The organism is Rhodobacter sp. TJ_12 (genome assembly GCF_020023995.1).
Taxonomy (GTDB): domain Bacteria; phylum Pseudomonadota; class Alphaproteobacteria; order Rhodobacterales; family Rhodobacteraceae; genus Rhodobacter.
This window is the reverse complement of record NZ_NRRD01000008.1, coordinates 100310-120639: the sequence shown is the minus strand read 5'-3', so window position 1 is coordinate 120639 and position 20330 is coordinate 100310. Positions and strand designations below refer to the sequence as shown.

At 61.8% G+C, this 20330-nt stretch carries 16 protein-coding genes; 12 read left to right on the top strand and 4 right to left on the bottom strand.

Annotation, left to right across the window (positions count from 1 at the left end; genetic code table 11):
• The first annotated feature begins 34 nt into the window (after positions 1 to 34).
• From CKO11_RS08545 to hflX, 5 genes are all read left to right on the top strand, one after another.
• Positions 35 to 1453: a sigma-54-dependent transcriptional regulator gene (locus CKO11_RS08545; RefSeq protein WP_223636438.1), complete on the top strand. Its 1419-nt coding sequence runs from the start codon at positions 35 to 37 to the stop codon at positions 1451 to 1453.
• Between the two features lie 79 nt (positions 1454 to 1532).
• Positions 1533 to 2909, top strand: coding sequence for a Trk system potassium transporter TrkA (gene trkA / locus CKO11_RS08540; RefSeq protein WP_223636419.1), 1377 nt, complete (start codon positions 1533 to 1535; stop codon positions 2907 to 2909).
• Positions 2910 to 2916: 7 nt separating this feature from the next.
• Positions 2917 to 4443 carry a TrkH family potassium uptake protein gene (locus CKO11_RS08535; protein WP_317851801.1) on the top strand — a complete coding sequence of 509 codons (1527 nt, stop codon included), beginning with the start codon at positions 2917 to 2919 and terminating at the stop codon, positions 4441 to 4443.
• Between the two features lie 156 nt (positions 4444 to 4599).
• Positions 4600 to 4833, top strand: a complete 234-nt coding sequence (gene hfq / locus CKO11_RS08530) for an RNA chaperone Hfq (protein ID WP_068766904.1) — start codon at positions 4600 to 4602, stop codon at positions 4831 to 4833.
• Positions 4830 to 6119, top strand: coding sequence for a GTPase HflX (hflX, locus tag CKO11_RS08525; RefSeq protein ID WP_223636460.1), 1290 nt, complete (start codon positions 4830 to 4832; stop codon positions 6117 to 6119). Before hfq ends, hflX begins: the two co-directional genes overlap by 4 nt.
• A 45-nt stretch (positions 6120 to 6164) precedes the next feature.
• Here hflX and CKO11_RS08520 read toward each other — a convergent pair whose 3' ends face one another.
• Positions 6165 to 8639 carry a penicillin acylase family protein gene (locus CKO11_RS08520; protein ID WP_223636414.1) on the bottom strand — a complete coding sequence of 825 codons (2475 nt, stop codon included), beginning with the start codon at positions 8637 to 8639 and terminating at the stop codon, positions 6165 to 6167.
• A 131-nt stretch (positions 8640 to 8770) separates the two neighbouring features.
• Here CKO11_RS08520 and CKO11_RS08515 point away from each other — a divergent pair, with 131 nt between their 5' ends.
• Complete coding sequence (locus CKO11_RS08515) at positions 8771 to 9643, top strand: NAD(P)-dependent oxidoreductase (protein WP_223636411.1); 873 nt, start codon at positions 8771 to 8773, stop codon at positions 9641 to 9643.
• Between the two features lie 68 nt (positions 9644 to 9711).
• On the opposite strand, the gene ssb is transcribed toward CKO11_RS08515, so the two are convergent.
• On the bottom strand, positions 9712 to 10236 hold the full coding sequence (gene ssb, locus CKO11_RS08510) for a single-stranded DNA-binding protein (protein WP_223636408.1): 525 nt from the start codon (positions 10234 to 10236) through the stop codon (positions 9712 to 9714).
• A gap of 186 nt (positions 10237 to 10422) precedes the next feature.
• On the opposite strand from ssb, the gene CKO11_RS08505 reads away from it, so the two are divergent.
• The gene (locus tag CKO11_RS08505; protein WP_223636404.1) at positions 10423 to 11037 is read left to right on the top strand and encodes a lytic transglycosylase domain-containing protein; all 615 of its coding nucleotides are present in this window, start codon (positions 10423 to 10425) and stop codon (positions 11035 to 11037) included.
• A 91-nt stretch (positions 11038 to 11128) separates the two neighbouring features.
• On the opposite strand, the gene CKO11_RS08500 is transcribed toward CKO11_RS08505, so the two are convergent.
• Both CKO11_RS08500 and hemB read right to left on the bottom strand, forming a co-directional pair.
• Positions 11129 to 11686, bottom strand: coding sequence for a YSC84-related protein (locus tag CKO11_RS08500; RefSeq protein WP_223636401.1), 558 nt, complete (start codon positions 11684 to 11686; stop codon positions 11129 to 11131).
• 106 nt (positions 11687 to 11792) lie between these two features.
• Positions 11793 to 12791, bottom strand: a complete 999-nt coding sequence (gene hemB / locus CKO11_RS08495) for a porphobilinogen synthase (RefSeq protein WP_223636398.1) — start codon at positions 12789 to 12791, stop codon at positions 11793 to 11795.
• Positions 12792 to 12932: 141 nt separating this feature from the next.
• On the opposite strand from hemB, the gene CKO11_RS08490 reads away from it, so the two are divergent.
• The 5 genes from CKO11_RS08490 (at position 12933) to CKO11_RS08470 (ending at position 20327) form a co-directional block, all read left to right on the top strand.
• Positions 12933 to 13466: a component of SufBCD complex gene (locus CKO11_RS08490; protein ID WP_223636395.1), complete on the top strand. Its 534-nt coding sequence runs from the start codon at positions 12933 to 12935 to the stop codon at positions 13464 to 13466.
• Between the two features lie 53 nt (positions 13467 to 13519).
• Positions 13520 to 16957 carry a transcription-repair coupling factor gene (mfd, locus tag CKO11_RS08485; RefSeq protein WP_223636379.1) on the top strand — a complete coding sequence of 1146 codons (3438 nt, stop codon included), beginning with the start codon at positions 13520 to 13522 and terminating at the stop codon, positions 16955 to 16957.
• Between the two features lie 273 nt (positions 16958 to 17230).
• The gene (locus CKO11_RS08480; RefSeq protein ID WP_223636376.1) at positions 17231 to 18232 is read left to right on the top strand and encodes an ABC transporter substrate-binding protein; all 1002 of its coding nucleotides are present in this window, start codon (positions 17231 to 17233) and stop codon (positions 18230 to 18232) included.
• A gap of 72 nt (positions 18233 to 18304) precedes the next feature.
• A complete protein-coding gene (locus CKO11_RS08475; RefSeq protein WP_223636373.1) occupies positions 18305 to 19216 on the top strand; it encodes an ABC transporter permease in 912 nt (303 codons plus the stop codon).
• Positions 19209 to 20327 carry a glycine betaine/L-proline ABC transporter ATP-binding protein gene (locus tag CKO11_RS08470; protein ID WP_223636370.1) on the top strand — a complete coding sequence of 373 codons (1119 nt, stop codon included), beginning with the start codon at positions 19209 to 19211 and terminating at the stop codon, positions 20325 to 20327. Before CKO11_RS08475 ends, CKO11_RS08470 begins: the two co-directional genes overlap by 8 nt.
• The last annotated feature ends 3 nt before the right edge of the window (positions 20328 to 20330 follow it).

Here is a 20330-nt window from a genome sequence, read left to right as displayed (position 1 = left end):
CCCGAGACCCCCCGAGACCCCGAGAGTGAGCGCTATGAGTGACATCCTGATCGTCGATGACGAAAAAGACATCCGTGACCTGATCGCCGATATTTTGGGCGACGAGGGCTTTGCCACCCGCACCGCCGCCAATTCGGATGATTGCATGGCCGCCATCAACGCCGAGGCGCCGGCGCTGATGATCCTCGATATCTGGCTTAAAGACAGCCAGATGGACGGGATCGACATTTTGAAAACCGTCAAACGCGACAACCCGGATATTCCGATCATCATCATCTCGGGGCATGGCAATATCGAGATCGCGGTGGCCGCGATCAAGCAGGGGGCCTATGACTACATCGCCAAGCCCTTCAACATTGATCAGTTGATGGTCGTGATTTCACGGGCGATGGAAACCAGCCGGTTGCGGCGCGAAAACTCGAACCTGCGGCGGCGTGATCTGCATTCGGGCGAGATGATCGGCCAATCGGCGGCCTTCAAGCGCTTCAAGGACCAATTGGAAAAGGTCACCAAGTCGAACGGGCGGGTGATGCTGACGGGCGAGCCCGGATCGGGCAAGGAATCGGCCGCGCGCTTCATCCATGAGCATTCGACCCGTGCCAGCGCGCCTTTTGTTACCGTCAATTCCGCCACCATTGCGCCCGAACGGATGGAAGAGGTGCTGTTTGGCCGCGAAACCCCCGAACGCGGCGTGGAAAAAGGGCTTTTGGAGCAGGCGCATGGCGGGGTGATCTATTTCGACGAAGTGGCCGAGATGCCGCTGGGCACGCAGTCGAAAATTTTGCGCGTGTTGACCGAACAGCAATTCACCCGGCTGGGCGGCACCGACAAGGTGCGCGTCGATCTGCGGGTGATTTCCTCGACCACGCGCAACCTGCCCGCCGAAATTGCCGCCGGGCGGTTCCGGCAGGAGCTTTATGACCGGCTCAATGTGGTGCCGATTGCGGTGCCCAGTTTGGCCGAACGGCGCGAAGATGTGCCGGTGCTGGCGCGCCATTTCATCGAGGTGTTCAACCGCACGCAGGGGCTGACGGCGCGGGAAATTTCCGAAGAGGCGGCAGCAAGCCTGCAAACCATGGAGTGGCCCGGCAATATTCGGCAGTTGCGCAATATGATCGAGCGGGTCTTGATCTTGGGCGAGGGCACCGGCCCGATCGAGGCAAAGGAATTCACCGAAGGCGCTGCCGCGCCCGACGAGGGGCGGATCGTGCTGGGCGGGCAATTGGCGGCGCTGCCGCTGCGCGAGGCGCGCGAACTGTTCGAACGCGAATATTTGCTGACCCAGATCAACCGGTTTGGCGGTAATATCTCGCGCACGGCGGCCTTTGTGGGCATGGAACGCTCGGCGCTGCATCGCAAATTGAAATCCTTGGGCGTGGTGACCGGGGCAAAGGCTGGCGGGCGCGGGGCCGAGGGCGAAGAGGAGCCCGACAGTGCCGAGGCGCGCGGCTGAGCGGAGGACCAAGCGCGCCTTGATTGACCCTGCCGCGCGCCCATCATAGAAGACGAAACAGGCAGACGGAGGTCGGGCGATGAAGGTGATCATCTGCGGCGCGGGGCAGGTGGGCTGGCAGATTGCCCGCCATCTGGCCGGGGAACGCAACGATGTGACCGTGATCGACACCAACCCCGAATTGGTGCGCCGCGCCTCGGATTTGTTGGATGTCAAAGGCGTGGTGGGGTTTGCCTCGCATCCCGATGTGTTGGACCGGGCGGGCGCGCGCGATTGCGATCTGATTATCGCCGCCACCTATTCGGACGAGGTGAACATGGTCACCTGTCAGGTGGCGCAATCGGTCTTTGGCGTGACCCGCAAAATCGCCCGGCTGCGCGCGCAAACCTATATGGCGCCGCAATATGCCGATTTGTATCGCCGCGATCACCTGCCCATCGATGTGATCATCTCGCCCGAGCGCGAAGTGGCCGATGCGGCGATCCAGCGGCTTTTGGCCCCCGCGACCTTCGACACCGAAAGCTTTTTGTCGGGCGCGGTGCAATTGCTGGGCATTGCCTTGGAAGAAGATTGCCCGGTGCTGGACACGCCGCTGCGCCAACTGAACGACCTGTTCCCGACCTTGGGCGCGATGGTGGTGGGCGTGCGCCGCGAGGGGCGGTTGTTTGCGCCCGAGCCGGGCGATCAGTTGTTCGCGGGCGATCAAATCTACGTCTTTACCTTGACTCAAGACATCAACCGCACGCTGGAAATCTTTGGAAAGGCAACAAAAAAACAAGAACGCATCACCATTATCGGCGGCGGGATCGTGGGCCTTGGCGTGGCCAAGGCGCTGGAGGCCCGGTCTGACCGGGTGCGGGTGAAGATCATCGAGCGTGACCGCGCCACCGCTGAAGAGGCCGCCGATGCGCTGGAACGCACCATCGTGCTGCATGGCGACGGCATGGGCACCGAGATGATGGAAGAGGCCAATGTGGCCCGCGCCGATGCGGTTTTGGCGGTGACCGATGATGACAAGACGAATATCTTGGCCTCGGTGCGCGCCAAGCAGGTGGGGTGCAAAATGGCGATCTCGCTTGTGAATGATCCGACGCTGGTGCCGCTGATGGCGACGCTGGATATTGATGCCTATATCAACCCGCGCGCGATCACCGTTTCGTCGATCTTGCGCCATATCCGCCACGGCAAGGTGCGCGGCGTCTATTCGATTGGCGATGCCGAGGCCGAGATCATCGAAGCGGTGGTTCTGTCCACCTCGCCCATTGCTGGGCGGATGGTGCGCGAGATAGACTTCCCCGAAGGCGTGCTGGTCGGTGCCTTGCGCAAGGGCGAGCGGGTGATGAAACCCGCGGGCGATACCAAGGTCGAGGAAAACGACGTGATCGTTCTCTTTGCCCTGTCCAAAGATATCCCCGAGGTGGAGCGGCTGTTGCAAGTCTCCATCGATTTCTTCTGAGGCCCCGGTGGCGCGGCTTTTCACACAGCTTCCGCTTTTCGTGCAGTTGATGCTGCTGGCCTCGCTGGCGATGCTGGTGCCCGCGATCAGCGCGGTGATCGAACAACAGGCGCGGGTGGCGCGGGTTTTTCTGCAATCGTCGCTGCTGTTCACCATGGTGTCTTTGGTGATCGGGCTGGCGGCGGCCGCCAACCCGCGGCAAAACCGCGAACGCTCGTTGCTGTTGACGCTGTTTGCTGCGTTTTTGGTGCTGCCGCTGATGCTGGCGGTGCCTTTTGCCGAATCGATCCGCAATACCGGCCTTTTGAATGCGTGGTGGGAGATGGTGTCGAGCTTTTCGACCACCGGTGCCACGCTTTACGCGCCCGAACGGCTGCCGCTGAGCCTGCATCTGTGGCGCGCGTTAGTGGGCTGGATGGGGGGCTTTTTCATCCTTGTGATGGCGATTGCGGTGCTGGCCCCCTTGCGGATCGGCGGGTTCGAAATCTTTTTCGCGGGCAGTTTTGGGCAGCAAAGCGGGGTGGCCCCGTCTTTCTTGCGCGATGGCGTTTCCGAGCCGGGCGAGCGGATCGCGCATTACCTGCGGGTTTTGGGGCCGGCTTATGCCGGGCTGACGGTCGCGCTGTGGGGCGGGCTGATGCTGGCGGGCGATCCGGCAGAGGTGGCGCTGATCCATGCGTTTTCGACGCTGTCCACCTCGGGGATCACCAGCCTGTCGCATCCGGGTGATGCGCCCTCGGGCTTGTTTGGCGAGGTGCTGATCTTCCTGTTTTTGATCCCGACATTGTCGCGGCGGCTGTGGCCCGGCGGGGGCGAACTGCGCGCCACCGAAAAGCTGCGCGACGATCCAGAATTGCTGCTGGCCGGGGCGTTGGTGGCGATGGTGACGCTGTTTTTGTTTGCCCGGCACTGGATCGCCGCGCTGGATATCGACAGCGCGAAACAGGCGCTGCCCGCGATCTTGCGCTCGCTTTGGGGTAGCCTGTTCACCGCGCTGTCATTCTTGACCACCACCGGCTTTGAAAGCACAAGCTGGAACGATGCGCGGTCTTGGTCGGGGCTGGGGACGCCGGGGGTGATTTTGGCCGGGCTTGCCATCACCGGCGGCGGCATCGCCACGACCGCAGGCGGCGTGAAACTGTTGCGCGTCTATGCGCTGTTTCGGCTGGGCCAGCGCGAGATGGAAAAGCTGGTGCATCCGCAATCGGTGGCGGGCGGTGGGCCGGTGGCCCGGCGGTTGCGCCGCGAGGGCGCCTATATCGCCTGGATTTTCTTCATGCTGTTTGCCTTGTCGATTGCCGGGGTGATGCTGGCGGTGACGGCCTATGACAATGAATTCGAGCCCGCGCTGATCTTGTCCATCGCGGCGCTGTCCAACACCGGGCAATTGGCGGCGGTCGCGGTGGACCAGCCGATTGACTGGACGGTGCTGGGCACCGAGCCCAAGGTGATGCTGGCGCTGGCGATGGTGCTGGGGCGGCTGGAGACCTTGGCGATCATTGCGCTTTTCAACCCGGATTTCTGGCGTAGCTAGCGCAAACCTGCCGCGGAAATGAGCATTTTTTGCGCGATAGCCCTTTGCGCTTCGGATTCGGGGTGGAAACTGCCGCCCGCTTAGGCATACTTGGGGTGGGAGACCGCAAGGCTCCGTGCGACAGGACATGTAAGACAAGAAAAAGGCATAATAAAAATGGCTGCCGACAAACAGAACCTTCAGGACGCATTTCTCAACCACGTTCGCAAGACCAAGGTTCCGGTCACGATTTTCCTTATCAATGGTGTGAAACTGCAAGGCGTCATCACCTGGTTTGACAATTTCTGCGTGCTTTTGCGCCGCGATGGCCAATCGCAATTGGTGTATAAACACGCGATTTCGACGATCATGCCCGGCGCGCCCATCTCTCTTTACGAGGGCGAAGACTGAGCGATTTCATCCTTTCGAAGGAACGGCCGACACGGGTTTGGGTGCTGCACCCGGACTTGAAAGCCGTTGAAAGCCGCCGCCTGCCGGAGCTTCGGCTGGCCGAGGCGGTGTCTTTGGCCGCCGCACTTCCCGATCTAGAGATCATCGGCCACGAGATCGTGCGCCTGCCCAAACCGCATGCCGGGCATTTGTTCGGCACGGGCAAGCTGGCCGAGTTGAAAGAGCGGTTGAAAGCGGCCGAGATTGATCTGGTGTTGGTGGATGGGCCGGTGAGCCCGATCCAGCAGCGCAATCTGGAAAAGGCCTGGGGGGTCAAATTACTGGACCGCACCGGGCTGATCTTGGAGATTTTTGCCGATCGCGCACGCACCCGCGAGGGGGTGTTACAGGTCGAACTGGCGGCGCTAAGCTATCAGCGCACCCGGTTGGTGCGGGCTTGGACCCACCTTGAACGCCAGCGCGGTGGTTTGGGCTTTGTGGGCGGGCCGGGGGAAACCCAGATCGAGGCCGACCGCCGCGCGATTGACGAGCAGGTGATCCGGCTCAAGCGGCAATTGTCCAAGGTCGTGAAAACCCGCGAATTGCACCGCGCTGCACGGCGCAAGGTGCCGTTTCCGATCATTGCGCTGGTGGGCTATACCAACGCGGGAAAATCCACACTTTTCAACCGCATGACCGGGGCCGAGGTGATGGCGAAAGATATGCTGTTCGCCACGCTGGACCCGACGATGCGGGGCCATGTGCTGCCCTCTGGCCGTCGGGTGATCTTGTCCGATACGGTGGGGTTTATCTCGGATCTGCCGCATGAACTGGTCGCCGCGTTCCGCGCCACGCTGGAAGAGGTGCTGGAAGCCGATCTGATCTTACATGTGCGTGATATTTCCCACCCCGAGACCGAGGAACAGGCCGAGGATGTGGGCGAGATTTTGGAAAGCCTTGGCGTGGCCGAAGATGTCGCGCTGATCGAGGTTTGGAACAAGATTGATGCGCTGTCCGAGGAAACGCGCGCCGCGCTTTTGGCCCAGGATGCCCGGCGTGACGATGTGCATTCCGTCTCGGCGCTTTCGGGCGAGGGGATCGAGGCGCTGGCCGCCGCGATTGAGGCCCGGCTGGGCGAGGAACGGCTGTCCGAAACGCTGGATGTGCCGTTTGCGCAAGGCAAGGCGCATGCTTGGCTGCACGAACAAGGCGTGATCCGCGACGAGCATCAGGGCAAGGAAGGCTGGCAGATCGATGTCAGCTGGACCGAGGCGCAACGAGCCCGGTTCCGTAAGTTGAAAGCCTGAAAAAGACCGCAATACAGGGTATTAGGCGCCGACCTTCAGAGGCGCCTAATCGCTTTGGCGGACCGGTTCCAGCCGTGTGATCCCTGAAGCGGCTGCCCGGGCCAACTCTGGGTCGAGCGACATCGGCACATATTCGCCGCGCCGCCACAGATCGGCCAGATCGTCATAATGGCGCGATAGCGGATGGCCCGATTGCCCGGTCGAAATCACAAAGACCGAACTGTCGGGATCGGCAAAATCATAAACACCGCGATAGCCCGCGCCGTGGACATTGGCGAAAGGCTCCGCCCCTTTGCCCGCCGTGACGCCACGGTTGAGCGTGAAATCCCCGCCCGAGGTGGATTGCCGAATGTTCATGATCCAGCCCAAAAGGCTGTTGCGCCCCAAGGTGTCGTGCAGATGCACCGCCTCATGCGCATCGCCCCAGCGCCAGCTTTCGATTTGCGGGCCGTAGGTTTCGCTCAGGCTCAACAGCGCAGCATCGAGGGAAATCCGCGCGATATCGGTGCAGGTTTCTCGGGGCGCGGATTGCAGCACATCACACCAGCGCGCCGCGCCATCGGTGTTGCGCAAGACGCGTTCCACAAACAGCGGGCGCAGATGGGTGAATTTTGCGGCCAGCACCGGGCCAAGTTCGTCACGCAACAGACGGCTTTGGAATTCACGCATCCACGCCGCATAGATCAACGGCTCGGGCAGATGCTCGTTCATGTCGCCATCCCACGCGGCCAGCAGTTCCAGCGCGCGCTGGCGGAACCGCTCGGGCGTGCCTTCGGGCGCTGGCTGGCCGGTGAACCACAGATCGGCCCCCACCAGCGGCAACAGCCCCCGTGCGGCGGGCGAGACGGTATCAAGCTGTGCGGCGATGAAGCTTTCGCGCGAATGCACCTCGCGTTCGCCCATCAGCCGGGTCAGCCGCGCGACACGTTCGGTATCGCCCCAATCATGGCTGACATGGTTGGGAAAGGCGCGGTCGGTGACCTTGTTATTGGTGTTGATGACGATCCCGCCCGCGGGCGCGATCACGCGCGGGTTTTGCGCATAGGGCAGGCGGCCCTGCCAGCGGCTTGCCGCCAGCCAGCCGGGCGCGGGCATGCGCCCTTGGGTTGGATGTGCTGCATCGCGTCGGGGCAGGGCGCCCAAGGTGACCAGACCCACGGTTTCCTGATCCGCCAAGGTCAGGTTCATCGAGGGAGCAATCAGCCCTTCGCCCGCCTCGATCGCTGCGGCGACGGTTTTCGATTTCATGATCTCAAGCGCCGCACTCATCGAGGTATCGGCGGGCGAAAGCGCCGACCAGGCAAGGCTCATTACATGGCCGGGGGGCGTGACAGTGCCCAGATCGAAATGGCCCGGCGGCAGGACGGGGCCGTTTTCGCTCCACCGCAGGGTCAGGGTGATCGGGGTTTGGTCTTTCACCTCGACGATCACCCGGCGGGTTCGAAACTCGGCCCAGCCGCTGGGGGTGCGGTAGCGTTCGGGGGTCGCGGGATCGACTTCTTCGACGAACAGATCCTCGTCATCGGCATAAGAGGCGGTGATGCCCCAGCCAAGCTCGGCGCTGCGGCCCGACAAAATGATCGGCACGCCCGGGATCGTGGCGCCGATCACCCCGCCCGAGGCAAGTTCCAGCCGGGCAAGATACCAAAGCGAGGGCGCGCTTAGCGCGACATGCGGATCATTGGCAATCAACGCACCACCGGCGGCCGAGCGCGCAGGCGCGGCGGCATAGGCATTCGAGGCCGCGGCAAATTCAGGCGCCCCAAAGGGCGAGAGCGGGCCTTCGCGATCCGCTTCGGCGTGGCGGCTGTCGCGCGGGGCGGTGGGGAATAGGCTGGCGTAATCGGGCAGCGCCATGACCCCGGTGCCGGGCACCAAGGGCATCAGATCCTCGGCCCAACCTTGCCCCAAAAGTGACAGCCGTGCCTGCAAAACCTCGGTCTGGATTTGCGTCGCCCCCTGCGCCGCCATCAGTTTCAAGATCGCGATGGAATCGGCGGGCGTCCAATAGGGAATTGGCGCATCGAACACGAAAAACTCGGGCGCGCCACGCCCCAAGGCCTGATCGTTCACCGTCTCGACCCACGCGTTGACGCCGCGCGCGTAAGCCTCCAGCGCCAATTGCGCATAGGGGCTTTGCGCGCTGACCGAGGCCATGGCAGCGCCGTAAAGATCCAGCCTGCGCATCAATTCATCGGTCTTGAGCGTGTCGGGGCCGAACACCTCGCTGAGCCGGCCCTGCACGGTGCGGCGCAGCATCGTCATCTGCCACAGCCGGTCTTGCGCATGGGCAAGCCCCAGCGCGAAATAAACATCGGCATCGGTGGCGCCAAAGATATGCGGCACATTTTCGGTCGAGCGCACGATTTCCACCGGCGCCGAGATCCCCGCGAGCCGGTAAGAGGCATCGTAATCGGGCAGCGAGCGCGCGGCGAAATACCAAACCCCGCTGACCCCCAGCACAAAGGCGGCAAGCGCAAAGGTGACAAGACGAACCATCCAGCGAAAGAAGCGATACATCGAAACCCTTTCGAAGGCGCGGCGTTGACGAGACAAGCGTTGACGGGGCAAGCGTTGACGGGGCAGGCGCAGGCGTTACTAAGTCAGGGCAGGCAAAGTTTCAACGCGCAAACGCGTGCAGGGAGGCGAGGATGGCGAAGCTGGCATTTCTGGGGCTGGGGGTGATGGGCTACCCGATGGCGGGACATCTGGCGCGCAAGGGCCATGCGGTCACGGTTTACAACCGCACCGCCGCCAAGGCCGATGCTTGGGTCGCGCACTATGGCGGGGCGATGGCGGCCACGCCCGCCGCCGCCGCGCAGGGGGCCGATTTCGTCATGGCCTGCGTGGGCAATGACGATGATCTGCGCGCGGTGTGTTTGGGCGAGGCGGGGGCCTTTGCCGGTATGGAGACGGGCGCGATCTTTGTCGATCACACCACTGTTTCGGCCAAGGTCACGCGCGAGCTTGCGCAACAGGCCGATGCTTTGGGCTTGGGCTTTGTCGATGCGCCGGTGTCTGGCGGGCAGGCGGGCGCGGAAAATGGCGTTTTGTCGGTGATGTGCGGTGGGGCTGAGGCGCATTATGCGGCGGCAGAGCCGGTGATTGCGGCTTATGCCAAAATTTGCCGCCGTCTGGGTGAAAGCGGCGCGGGGCAAATGGCGAAGATGTGCAACCAGATTGCGATTGCCGGTTTGGTGCAGGGGCTCGCGGAATCGTTGCATTTCGCCGAAAAGGCGGGGCTCTCGATCCCGGATTTGGTCGAGGTGATTTCGCAAGGCGCGGCGGGCAGTTGGCAGATGGCGAACCGCGCCCAGACGATGGCCGAGGGGCAATTCGACTTTGGTTTCGCCGTGGATTGGATGCGCAAGGATCTGGGCATCTGTCTGCAAACGGCGAATGAAACCGGGGCCAGCCTGCCGGTCACCGCGCTGGTCGATCAGTTTTACAAGGATGTGCAGAAGATGGGCGGCAGCCGCTGGGATACGTCGAGCCTGATCGCGCGGCTGCGCAAGCTGGAGTGACGGCGCCGCGCGCTTTGCTTCAAAAAGGGTGTGCATGAAAAAGGGGGCCGATCACGGCCCCCTTGGATTTAGAACGGGATGTCGTCGTCGAAATCGGGGCGCCCGCCGCCCGAGGGCGCACCACCCCCGCCCGAGGGGCCGCCGCCATAGCCGCCGGGACCGTCGTCATAGCCGCCGCCGTAACCGCCCCCGCCTTGGTTGCCGCCACCATAGCCACCACCACCGGCGCCGCCACCGTCACCGCGCCCGCCCAACAGCGTGAGCTCGCCGCGATAGGGGCGCAGAACCACCTCGGTGGTGTAGCGGTCTTGCCCGCTTTGATCTTGCCACTTGCGCGTTTCAAGCTGACCTTCGATGTAAACGGTCGAGCCTTTGCGCAGATATTGCTCGGCGATGCGCGCAAGCGGCTCCGAGAAAATCGCCACGCTGTGCCATTCGGTGCGCTCTTTGCGCTCGCCGGTTTGCTTGTCGCGCCAGGTTTCCGAGGTGGCGATGCGCAGGTTGCACACTTTCCCGCCATTCGAGAAGCTGCGCACCTCCGGGTCGCGCCCGAGGTTACCCACCAAAATCACCTTGTTGACGCTGCCAGCCATAACACTCCCTCGTGCGATTCAGATTTGGCGGCCACCCTACAGAAGGGCGCGGGCGACGGAAAGAGGCTGGCGGGGCAGGGCGTGGGCAAAAGCGTGCCGCCCGCCGCGGCAGTGACCTGCAAGGCTCTGGGCAAAAGCGCCGTACTTTTCTATAGTGCGCGCGATTTTAACGGTTTGGATGGTGGGATGCGCAGGTTTGCCGTAACGTTTGGACTTGGCGCCGTGCTGGCCCTTGGGCCGGTTGCCGCGCCGTTGGCACAGGCCGAAGGGCTTGTGTTGGGGCGGAAATCCTCGAAATCGCAGGCCCATGTACGGGCCAGCCAATTCGCGCTTCTGGATGGGCGGCTGTCAGGGCAATATTCGAATTCCGCGCGGCTGCGCCCCGATACGCCGAAGGTGGGCGGCAGCTCTGCGACGCCGCGCTATAGCGGCAAATATCGCGGCCAATATTTGGGCCATGCCCGTGCGGCGGCGGCGCGCCATGGCGTTCCCGAAGATCTGTTCTTGCGCCTGGTGCAGCAAGAAAGCGGTTGGAACCCCGGCGCGGTCTCGCCCAAGGGCGCGCGCGGGCTGGCGCAGTTGATGCCCGCCACGGCGGCGAAACTGGGTGTGGACCCTGCCGATCCGATGCAAAACCTTGAGGGCGGCGCGCGCTATTTGCGGATGATGTATGACCGGTTCGGCAATTGGCGGCTGGCGCTGGCGGCTTATAACGCGGGCCCTGAAGCAGTGGCGAAATATGGCGGTGTGCCGCCTTACAAAGAGACAAAGAATTACGTCCGCATCATCTATGGAAGCTGACCGCGGTTCCTAAGCTTTGCCGTGTAAGAATAGGAAAAGGCGCGGATATTTCCCGCGCCTTCTGCATTTTCTGGCGTGTCTGAGTCGCGTTTTAGGGCAGGATGCGGGTGTATTTCGTGCCCGCCAAAGAAGCCCCCACGATCAGGCCCGATTGGCCAAAGACCTGCACCACCACGGGGGCCAAGGTCGTCGTCGTATCGGTGCCGATTGCGGCGCCATGATCGGGCAAGGCATAGCGCGCATCGGCGCCCAGTTCCCAACCATCGGCACGACGGAAATCGGCCAATGCCTTTTGCGTCATGAAAAACAGCGCATGGGAATATTGCTGCGCGCCGATCTGGAAGCCGAAGCTGGCTGAGGCGGCGGAATAGTAATCCACCGTCACATTGTTGATGCGCAGCGCACCCCGGCCAAAGGCCCCGCCAACACCAAAGCCCGCCTCGGTCATCACCGGCATGTAAAGCACGCCCACCGATTTTTCGAGCAATTGCTGCGACGAGGGGAAGTTGCGCATCATATAGGCGCGTGTTGCATCGACCCGCGCGTCGATTTTCGCCCCTGCATTCGAGCCCACGCCATTACCGCAGGCCGCCAGCCCAAGGCTTGCGCCGCCCGCCAGAAGAAGGGTCCGTCTGGAAAGATTTGTCATCTGCTCGCTCCGTATGGTGCCGGATTTTCTCCGGTTCGCGCAAGAGATTAGCCCAGCCCGCCGCGCTTGTCATGCCCAAGGCGGCGGGGCGGCGCGCTTTGCGCGGTCAAGCGCCGATCAGCCGGGCCGCTTTGGGGGCAAAATAGGTCAACACGCCATCACAGCCCGCGCGGCGGAAGCCGGTCAGGCTTTCCAGCATCACCTTGTCATGATCCAGCCAGCCGTTTTGCACCGCCGCCATCAGCATCGCATATTCGCCCGACACCTGATAGGCATAGGTCGGCACGCCAAAGGCGTCCTTCACCCGGCGCACGATGTCCAGATAGGGCATGCCGGGTTTGACCATCACCATATCGGCGCCCTCGGCAATGTCGCGCGCGACGTTGCGCAGGGCTTCATCCGAATTGCCCGGGTTCATCTGATAGGTTTTCTTGTCGCCCTTCAACGCGCCAGAAGCCCCCACCGCATCGCGGAACGGGCCATAGAAGGCCGAGGCATATTTGGCCGCATAAGACAGGATCGTGATATCCTTATGCCCCGCCGCCTCCATCGCCGCGCGGATCAGGCCGACGCGGCCATCCATCATATCGGAGGGGCCCAGAATATCGGCCCCGGCCTCGGCTTGGGCGAGCGCCATTTTCACAAGCGCCTCGACGGTTTCATCGTTCAAGATGATGCCGTCACGCACCAGACCATCATGGCCGTTGGCATTATAGGGATCGAGCGCGATATCGGTCATGATCGCCACTTCGGGCACCGCCGCCTTCATCGCGGTGATCACCCGGTTGGTGAAATTGTCCGGCTGCCACGCCATTTCGCAGGTTTCGGTCTTCACCGACGGATCGGTATAGGGAAAGAGGCAAATCGCGGGAATGCCCAGTTCTGCCGCCTCTTCTGCCGCCCTGATCGCGCCCTCCATCGTGCGGCGCATCACGCCCGGCATCGAGGGAATTTCCACATCCGCCCCGGGCACATCGGTGATGAAAATCGGCCAGATCAGGTCCTTCACACTCAGCCGGTGTTCTTGGGCAAGGTCGCGCAGCGCGGCAGAGGCCCGCATCCGGCGCGGGCGGTTGGTGGGGAAGGGCGGGGTGATCAGGGTCATGGCTATCTCCTTCTTGGGACTTCGGTGCCATGGATTGCGGGGGTTCTCAAGCCCCTCGATGTCGCGCCCCAAGGTGCGCCCGGCTTGCAACCGGGCCGTGAATGCGCGAAACCGTAAGCGAACAGTAAAGCGAGCATCCCGTTGAACATCCTGCAAACGGTCTTCGACCTGATCGACATGCGGTCGTTTTCGAACCTGTGGTATTGGATCGCGCTTGCGGTCACTTGGTCGACGGCCTCGCATTGGGTGCTGGGTGTGCCCTTTGACATGGTGGTGCAGGCGCGCCGCAAGGGCGGGCAGGCGGCTGAAGATATGCTGACCCTGACGGCGGTGAATTCGCGCCGGTTGCTCAATATCGGGCGCGAGGCGGGGGTGACGCTAAGCTTTGGCGGCTCGTTTCTTTTGTCGGGCGTTGTGGTTTTGGGCTTTGTCTACGGGTTCGAATTTGCCCAGGCCGTTGCGTTGATTGCCGTGCCGCTGGCGATTGTGGGCGCGATGAGCCTGCGCACCGCCGCGCAGATCGCGCCGATGTTTGAGCAAACGCCCGATCCCGAAGCGGTGGCGCGGATGCTGGCGCGGCATCGGGTGGCGGTGCAGGCGGTCGGGCTGGTCACCATCACCATCACCGCGCTGTGGGGGATGTTTCAAAACCTGCAGCTATCTGTTCTACGTTAAACTATCCCCTGCGCCGCCCATGGTGGCGCGCTTTGGGCTGAAAGACGACCGCGATGGACCATTTTCTTCTTTCCGGCGCCCCCGAGGGCTATGATGCAAAGCTTTTGGCCAAGGAATTGGCGCGCGGGCAAAGCGTCATCCATGTGGCGCGCGATGACCGTCGGATGGAGGCGATGCGCGCGGCCTTGGCCTTTTTCGACCCTACGGCGGTGGTGCTGACCTTCCCCGCATGGGATTGTTTGCCCTATGACCGGGTGTCGCCCAACCCCGATATTTCCGCCGCGCGGATGGCGTGCTTGGCCGCTTTGGCCTCTGGCGCGGTGCCAGGGCCGTTTGTTTTGCTCACCACTTTGTCGGCGGCCACGCAGCGTGTTCCGGCGCGCGACTTGGTGGCCAAATCCAGCTTTTCCGCCCGTGTCGGGCAGCGTATCGATGAGAACTCTCTCAAGCAATTCCTTGTTCGCATGGGGTTTTCGCCGGTTTCCACCGTTTCTGAGCCTGGTGATTATGCGATCCGGGGCGGGATCATCGATATCTATCCGCCGGGCGAGGCGGGGCCGGTCCGGCTGGATCTGTTTGGCGATGTGCTTGATGGCGCGCGCCGGTTCGACCCGGTCACGCAACGCACCACCGAGAAGCTGACCGCGATTGACCTTGCCCCGGTGAGCGAGGTCATTCTGGACGAGGCCGCGATCACCCGGTTTCGGCAGAACTACCGCGTGGAGTTTGGCGCGGGCGGGGCGGAAGACCCGCTTTACGAGGCGGTGAGCGCGGGGCGCAAACAGGCCGGGATGGAACATTGGCTGGGCTTCTTCCACGAGCGGCTGGAGACGCTGTTCGATTACCTGCCCGATGCGACAGTGATGTTGGATGATCAAACCGAACCGCAGCGCCAGTCGCGTTGGGAGGGGATCGCCGATCAGTATGACACGCGGCGCGAGGCGATGACCCGGCGCGACCGGCTCGATACCGTTTACAAACCGGCGCCGCCGGACTTGCTTTACCTTGACGGTGCGGCTTGGGACGCGGAACTGGCGCGCCATCGGGTGTTGACCCTGCAAGTGCTGCCCGCCCCGCCGGGGCCCGGTATTCTGAATGCAGAGGCCGTGATCGGGCGCAATTTCACGCCCGAGAGAAAGCTGGAAAATGTTAGCCTTTTCAGTGCTCTGAAGGACCATATTCAGGACAGGATGAAGGCCGGGCCAGTGGTCATTGCCAGCTGGTCAGAGGGCGCGCGTGAACGGTTGAAAGGTCTTTTGGAAGACGAAGGGCTGACCGGTGCCGTTCTTATAAACGATGCGCGCGGCATCACGGGGCTGAGCCTTGCGGTCTGGGCTTTGGATGCCGGGTTCGAGGCGGAAGGGCTGACGGTGATCTCGGAACAGGATGTTCTGGGTGATCGTCTGGTGGGCAAACCGCGCCGAAAGCGCAAGGCTGAGAACTTCCTGACCGAGGCACAGAGCCTGAGCCCCGGCGATCTGGTCGTTCACGTTGATCACGGGGTTGGGCGCTATAAGGGGCTTGAGACGGTTTCGGCGCTTGGCGCACCGCATGAATGCGTTTTGTTGGAATATGCAGGCGGCGATCGGCTGTATCTGCCCGTTGAAAACATTGAACTTCTTAGTCGGTATGGCCATGAAGAAGGGCTTTTGGACAAGCTGGGTGGCGGCGCGTGGCAGGCCAAGAAGGCGAAGCTGAAGGAACGGATCCGCCAGATTGCCGACCGGTTGATGCGGATCGCGGCGGAGCGGCTGTTGCGGCAAGCGCCGATGCTGGAAGCGCCGCATCACGAATGGGAGGCCTTTGCCGCGCGGTTTCCCTATTCGGAGACCGAAGACCAGATGGCCGCGATCGAGGATGTGGTCAGCGATCTCGGCTCGGGTCGGCCGATGGACCGGCTGGTGGTGGGCGATGTGGGGTTTGGCAAGACCGAGGTGGCGATGCGCGCGGCGTTCATCGCGGCGATTTCCGGCTTGCAGGTCGCCGTTATCGCGCCGACCACGCTGCTGGCCCGGCAGCATTACAAAACCTTTTCGGAAAGGTTCCGGGGCACGGCGCTGACGGTCAAACCGCTGTCGCGTTTCGTATCCGCGAAAGAGGCCAATAAGACCCGCGAAGGGCTTGCCGAAGGCACGGTCGACATTGTTATTGGAACGCATGCGGTCTTGGCCAAAGGTGTAAAATTCCGCAACCTCGGCCTTCTTGTCATTGATGAAGAACAACATTTTGGCGTTCAGCATAAAGAGCGGCTCAAAGAGATGCGCTCGGAAATCCATGTGCTGACGCTGACCGCGACGCCGATCCCTCGAACCTTGCAATTGAGCCTGACAGGGGTGCGCGATCTTTCGATTATTGGCACGCCGCCCGTCGATCGCTTGGCGATACGCACTTATGTGAGCGAATTCGATGTGGTGACGATACGTGAAGCGCTTTTGCGCGAACATTATCGGGGCGGGCAGAGCTTTTACGTTGTGCCAAGAATCTCTGATCTGGCCGAGGTCGAAGAATTCTTGCGCACTCATGTGCCCGAGGTCACCTTCATCACCGCGCATGGCCAAATGGCCGCGGGCGAGCTGGATGACCGAATGAACGCCTTTTACGATGGCAAATATGATGTGCTTTTGGCCACGACCATCGTCGAATCCGGGCTTGATATCCCCACGGCGAACACGATGGTGGTGCATCGCGCCGATATGTTCGGCCTGTCGCAGCTTTATCAAATTCGCGGCCGCGTGGGGCGGGCGAAATTGCGCGCCTATTGCTACCTGACCACGAAGCCGCGCCTGCCGCTGACCCCACAGGCGACCAAAAGGTTGCGGCTGTTGGGCAGCCTCGACAGCCTTGGCGCGGGGTTCAATCTGGCCAGCCAGGATTTGGATCTGCGCGGGGCGGGCAATCTGTTGGGCGAAGAGCAATCGGGCCATATCAAGGAGGTTGGCTACGAGCTTTATCAAGCCATGCTGGAGGAAACCATCTCCAAGCTGAAATCGGGCGAATTGACCGAGGCGGGCGATGACAGCGATTGGTCGCCGCAAATCAACCTTGGTGTTCCTGTCATGATTCCAGAGGCTTACATCCCTGATCTTGATGTGCGTCTTGGGCTCTATCGGCGGCTGTCCAGCCTGACCACAAAGGTGGAATTGGAAGGGTTCGCGGCCGAACTGATCGACCGTTTCGGCACGCTGCCCAAGGAAGTGAACACACTTTTGCTGGTCGTACGGATCAAGGCGATGTGCAAGCGCGCGATGATTATGCGCATGGATGCGGGGCCGAAAGGCGCCACTGTTCAGTTCCACAATGACAAATTCCCGAACCCGGCTGGGCTGGTCGAATTCCTTACCGATCAGCGTGGGCTCGCCAAGATCAATGGCAACAAGGTCGTGGTGCGCCGCGATTGGAAAAGCGATGGCGAGCGGATCAAGGGCGCCTTCGCCATTGCCCGGGATCTGGCGGAAAAGGTGCGCGCGGGCAAGAAGGCCGCGCAAGGCTGAGGCCAACCTGTCCAAAAGCCAGCCGTGGCGGACGCAAGGTCAAGCCCGATAGGGTTGCGCGCTGGGATTGTATCATTTACGAATCTTCTGTCGGCTCTATCCGACCGTGTGCGCCCTTGCGCACCTTGTGACCGGCTGCCCGAATTTGTGGCCGGTTGTCGTGGCCCCGTGCGCTTCGGTGCTTTCCCTGCGGGCCCAAAAAATCAAACGGATTTCCAGCGTAAGCGGCGCGTTGGTTATCGTCAAATGAACGCCGCAGACAGGAGAAAGCCCATGACGAAGCGTCTCGCTTCTGCTTGGCTTGCCGTGCCTTTCGCCGCTTTTGCCGTTCCGGCAATGGCTTCGGAAGAGTGTGGCCGGGTGAGCATTGCTGAAATGAACTGGGCCTCGGCCGGGGTTGCGGCCCAGGTTGACAAGATCATTCTTGAAGAAGGCTATGGTTGCACCGTCGAGCTGGTTGCCGGCGACACCATGCCGACCTTCACCTCGATGAACGAAAAGGGCGAGCCGGATATGGCGCCCGAATTGTGGGTTAACGCGGTGCGCACGCCGTTGGACGCTGCCGTCGGCGAAGGCCGGATGGTGATCGCGGCGAAAATTCTGGAAGATGGCGGCGTCGAAGGCTGGTGGATTCCGAAGTATATCGCCGAAGAACATCCGGAAATTGACTCGGTTCAAGCCGCGCTGGAACATCCCGAACTGTTCCCCGCGCCCGAAGATGCCTCGGTCGGGGCGGTGCACAACTGCCCGTCGGGCTGGAACTGCCAAATCTCGACCGCCAACCTGTTCCGTGCGCTGGATGCCGAAAGCAAGGGCTTCACCTTGGTCGACACCGGCTCGGCGGCCGGGCTCGATGGTTCGATCGCGAATGCCTATGAACGCGAACAAGGTTGGTTCGGCTACTATTGGGCGCCGACCGCGATCTTGGGCAAATACGAGATGGTGCCGCTGCCGTTTGGCGTGGAAACCGACAAGGAAGAATGGGACAGCTGCACCGCCGTTCCGGACTGCCCCGATCCGAAGGTCAATTCTTATCCGGTCTCGGACGTGTATACGGTCGTGACCAAGGAATTTTCGGAAAAAGCTGGCGTTGCAATGGATTACGTTTCGAAGCGTAAGTGGTCCAACCAAACCGTCGGCAAGATCCTCGCTTGGATGGATGACAACCAAGGCACCAATGAGGATGCGGCTTACTACTTCTTGGAAACCATGCCCGAGCTGTGGCAATCGTGGCTTCCCGAAGATGTTGCCAAGCGCGTTGCCGACGCGCTTTGATCACCTGTGATCTTTGCGGCCGGGTCCCGTTGGGCCCGGCCGTTTCCTGCTAGATAAGCTGAAAGGAACGGGATGGCCGCGACTTGCTGGAGCTTGCCCGATGCCCTGTGCCGTTTTCCGGCATTAGACAATGGAACACTGCGCGAAGTGCGCAAGACTGTCGACGGGGGGTTTCGTGACCTCGTCAGAAACTATTCCGACTGGATCGATGCGGCCACTGCGCCGCTTCAGGTGTTTTTGAACACGCTTGAGCGGACCTTCACCAGCACGCCTTGGCTGATTGTGCTGATTGTGCTTTTGGTGCTGGTCTGGGCGTCTTCGCGCAGCATGAAGATCGTCGGTGGGACCGCGATTGCCATGGTGCTGATCGGCTGGATGGGTCTTTGGGAAGATACGATGGTGACGCTGGCGATGGTGTCGGTTTGTACCATCCTTGCCGTGATCCTTGGGTTGCCGATCGGGATCATTGCCGCCCGGTCTGACCGGATGCAGCGCCTTGTGAACCCGGTGCTTGATGTGATGCAGACGTTGCCAAGCTTCGTCTACCTGATCCCGGTTGTTGTGATCTTTGGCATCGGCAAGGTGCCCGGCGTGATTGCCGTTGTGATCTATGCGGTGCCACCGATGATCCGCCTGACCAATCTGGGCATTCGCATGGTTGATTCCGAGGTTCTGGAAGCGGCCGAGGCGTTTGGCTCTTCACCGCGCCAAAAACTGTGGAACGTGCAATTGCCGCTGGCGCTGCCTGCGCTGATGACCGGGGTGAACCAGACCATCATGATGTCGCTGTCGATGGTGGTGATCGCCTCGATGGTGGGGGTTGGCGGCCTTGGCAAGAACGTGCTTCAGGCGATCAACAACCAGTTCTTCACGATGGGTTTTTTGAACGGTTTTGCGCTGGTCGCGATTGCCATCGTCTTCGACCGGGCCTCGCAGGCCTTTGGTCACCGTCTGCAAAAACACCGTGAGGTGCGCCATGACTGATGCAGCCACGAACACGGCCGATCTGCAGGCCAATACCGATGACGACGAATTTGTTCCGGCTGGCCCCGGCATCGAAATCAAGAACCTTTACAAGATCTTCGGCCCCGACCCTAAGAAATGGATTGGGGCGGTCAAAGGCGGTATGGGCAAAGAAGAGCTTAACCGAAAGCACGGCCATGTGCTGGGGTTGACCGATATTTCTTTGTCGATGCCGCCGGGAAAGATCACCGTGATCATGGGGCTTTCTGGGTCGGGGAAATCGACCTTGATCCGCCATGTGAACGGGCTGATCGACCCCACCGCGGGGGAGATCATCTGCGACGACGCCGATGTGTGCCAGATGTCGGTCGAAGAGCTGCGGAACTTCCGGCGCGCCCGCACGGCGATGGTGTTTCAGAAATTCGCGCTGTTGCCGCATCGCACGGTTTTGGAAAACACCTGCTATGGGCTCGACATCCAAGGTGTGCCGCGTGCCACCTCGGAACCCGTTGCCCGGCGCTGGATCGACCGTGTCGGCCTGAAGGGCTTTGAGGATAACTATCCCTCGCAGCTTTCGGGCGGGATGCAGCAACGGGTGGGCCTTGCGCGCGCCTTGGCGACCGATGCCGATATCTTGCTGATGGACGAGGCGTTTTCGGCGCTGGACCCGCTGATCCGGCTCGATATGCAGGCGGTTTTGCTGGAACTGCAAGAAGAGCTGCAAAAGACCATCGTCTTCATTACGCATGACCTAGACGAGGCCTTGCGCCTGGGCGATCGGATTGCGATTTTGCGCGATGGGCGGCTTGAACAGGTCGGCTCCGGGCAGCAGATCGTGCAACATCCGGCGAATGACTATGTCTCGGCCTTTGTGCGCGAAGTGAACCGGGGTAGGGTGCTGCAAGCTGCCACAGTTGCGCGGCCGCTTCCGCAAGATAACCTACCCGATATGCAACTGCCCGGGAAAATCGTTCTGGAAGAGGCGGCACGGCGCATGATTGCGGCCGGCGCTTCGCAGGCATTGGTGGTGGGCGCGCGCAACAAACCGCGCGGCGTGTTGAATGTGTCCGACGTTTTGACCGCGATGGTGCAGCCCACCGAGACCAACTCTTCTCAACCAAAAGGAGGTTAGAGA

Bases quoted from the DNA above. Each gene is read 5' to 3' on its own strand.
- CKO11_RS08545 (WP_223636438.1), top strand. From the start codon at position 35: ATGAGTGACATCCTGATCGTCGATGACGAAAAAGACATCCGTGACCTG.
- trkA (WP_223636419.1), top strand. From the start codon at position 1,533: ATGAAGGTGATCATCTGCGGCGCGGGGCAGGTGGGCTGGCAGATTGCC.
- hfq (WP_068766904.1), top strand. From the start codon at position 4,600: ATGGCTGCCGACAAACAGAACCTTCAGGACGCATTTCTCAACCACGTT.
- CKO11_RS08520 (WP_223636414.1), bottom strand. From the start codon at position 8,639: ATGTATCGCTTCTTTCGCTGGATGGTTCGTCTTGTCACCTTTGCGCTT.
- CKO11_RS08515 (WP_223636411.1), top strand. From the start codon at position 8,771: ATGGCGAAGCTGGCATTTCTGGGGCTGGGGGTGATGGGCTACCCGATG.
- ssb (WP_223636408.1), bottom strand. From the start codon at position 10,236: ATGGCTGGCAGCGTCAACAAGGTGATTTTGGTGGGTAACCTCGGGCGC.
- CKO11_RS08505 (WP_223636404.1), top strand. From the start codon at position 10,423: ATGCGCAGGTTTGCCGTAACGTTTGGACTTGGCGCCGTGCTGGCCCTT.
- CKO11_RS08500 (WP_223636401.1), bottom strand. From the start codon at position 11,686: ATGACAAATCTTTCCAGACGGACCCTTCTTCTGGCGGGCGGCGCAAGC.
- hemB (WP_223636398.1), bottom strand. From the start codon at position 12,791: ATGACCCTGATCACCCCGCCCTTCCCCACCAACCGCCCGCGCCGGATG.
- mfd (WP_223636379.1), top strand. From the start codon at position 13,520: ATGGACCATTTTCTTCTTTCCGGCGCCCCCGAGGGCTATGATGCAAAG.
- CKO11_RS08480 (WP_223636376.1), top strand. From the start codon at position 17,231: ATGACGAAGCGTCTCGCTTCTGCTTGGCTTGCCGTGCCTTTCGCCGCT.
- CKO11_RS08475 (WP_223636373.1), top strand. From the start codon at position 18,305: ATGGCCGCGACTTGCTGGAGCTTGCCCGATGCCCTGTGCCGTTTTCCG.
- CKO11_RS08470 (WP_223636370.1), top strand. From the start codon at position 19,209: ATGACTGATGCAGCCACGAACACGGCCGATCTGCAGGCCAATACCGAT.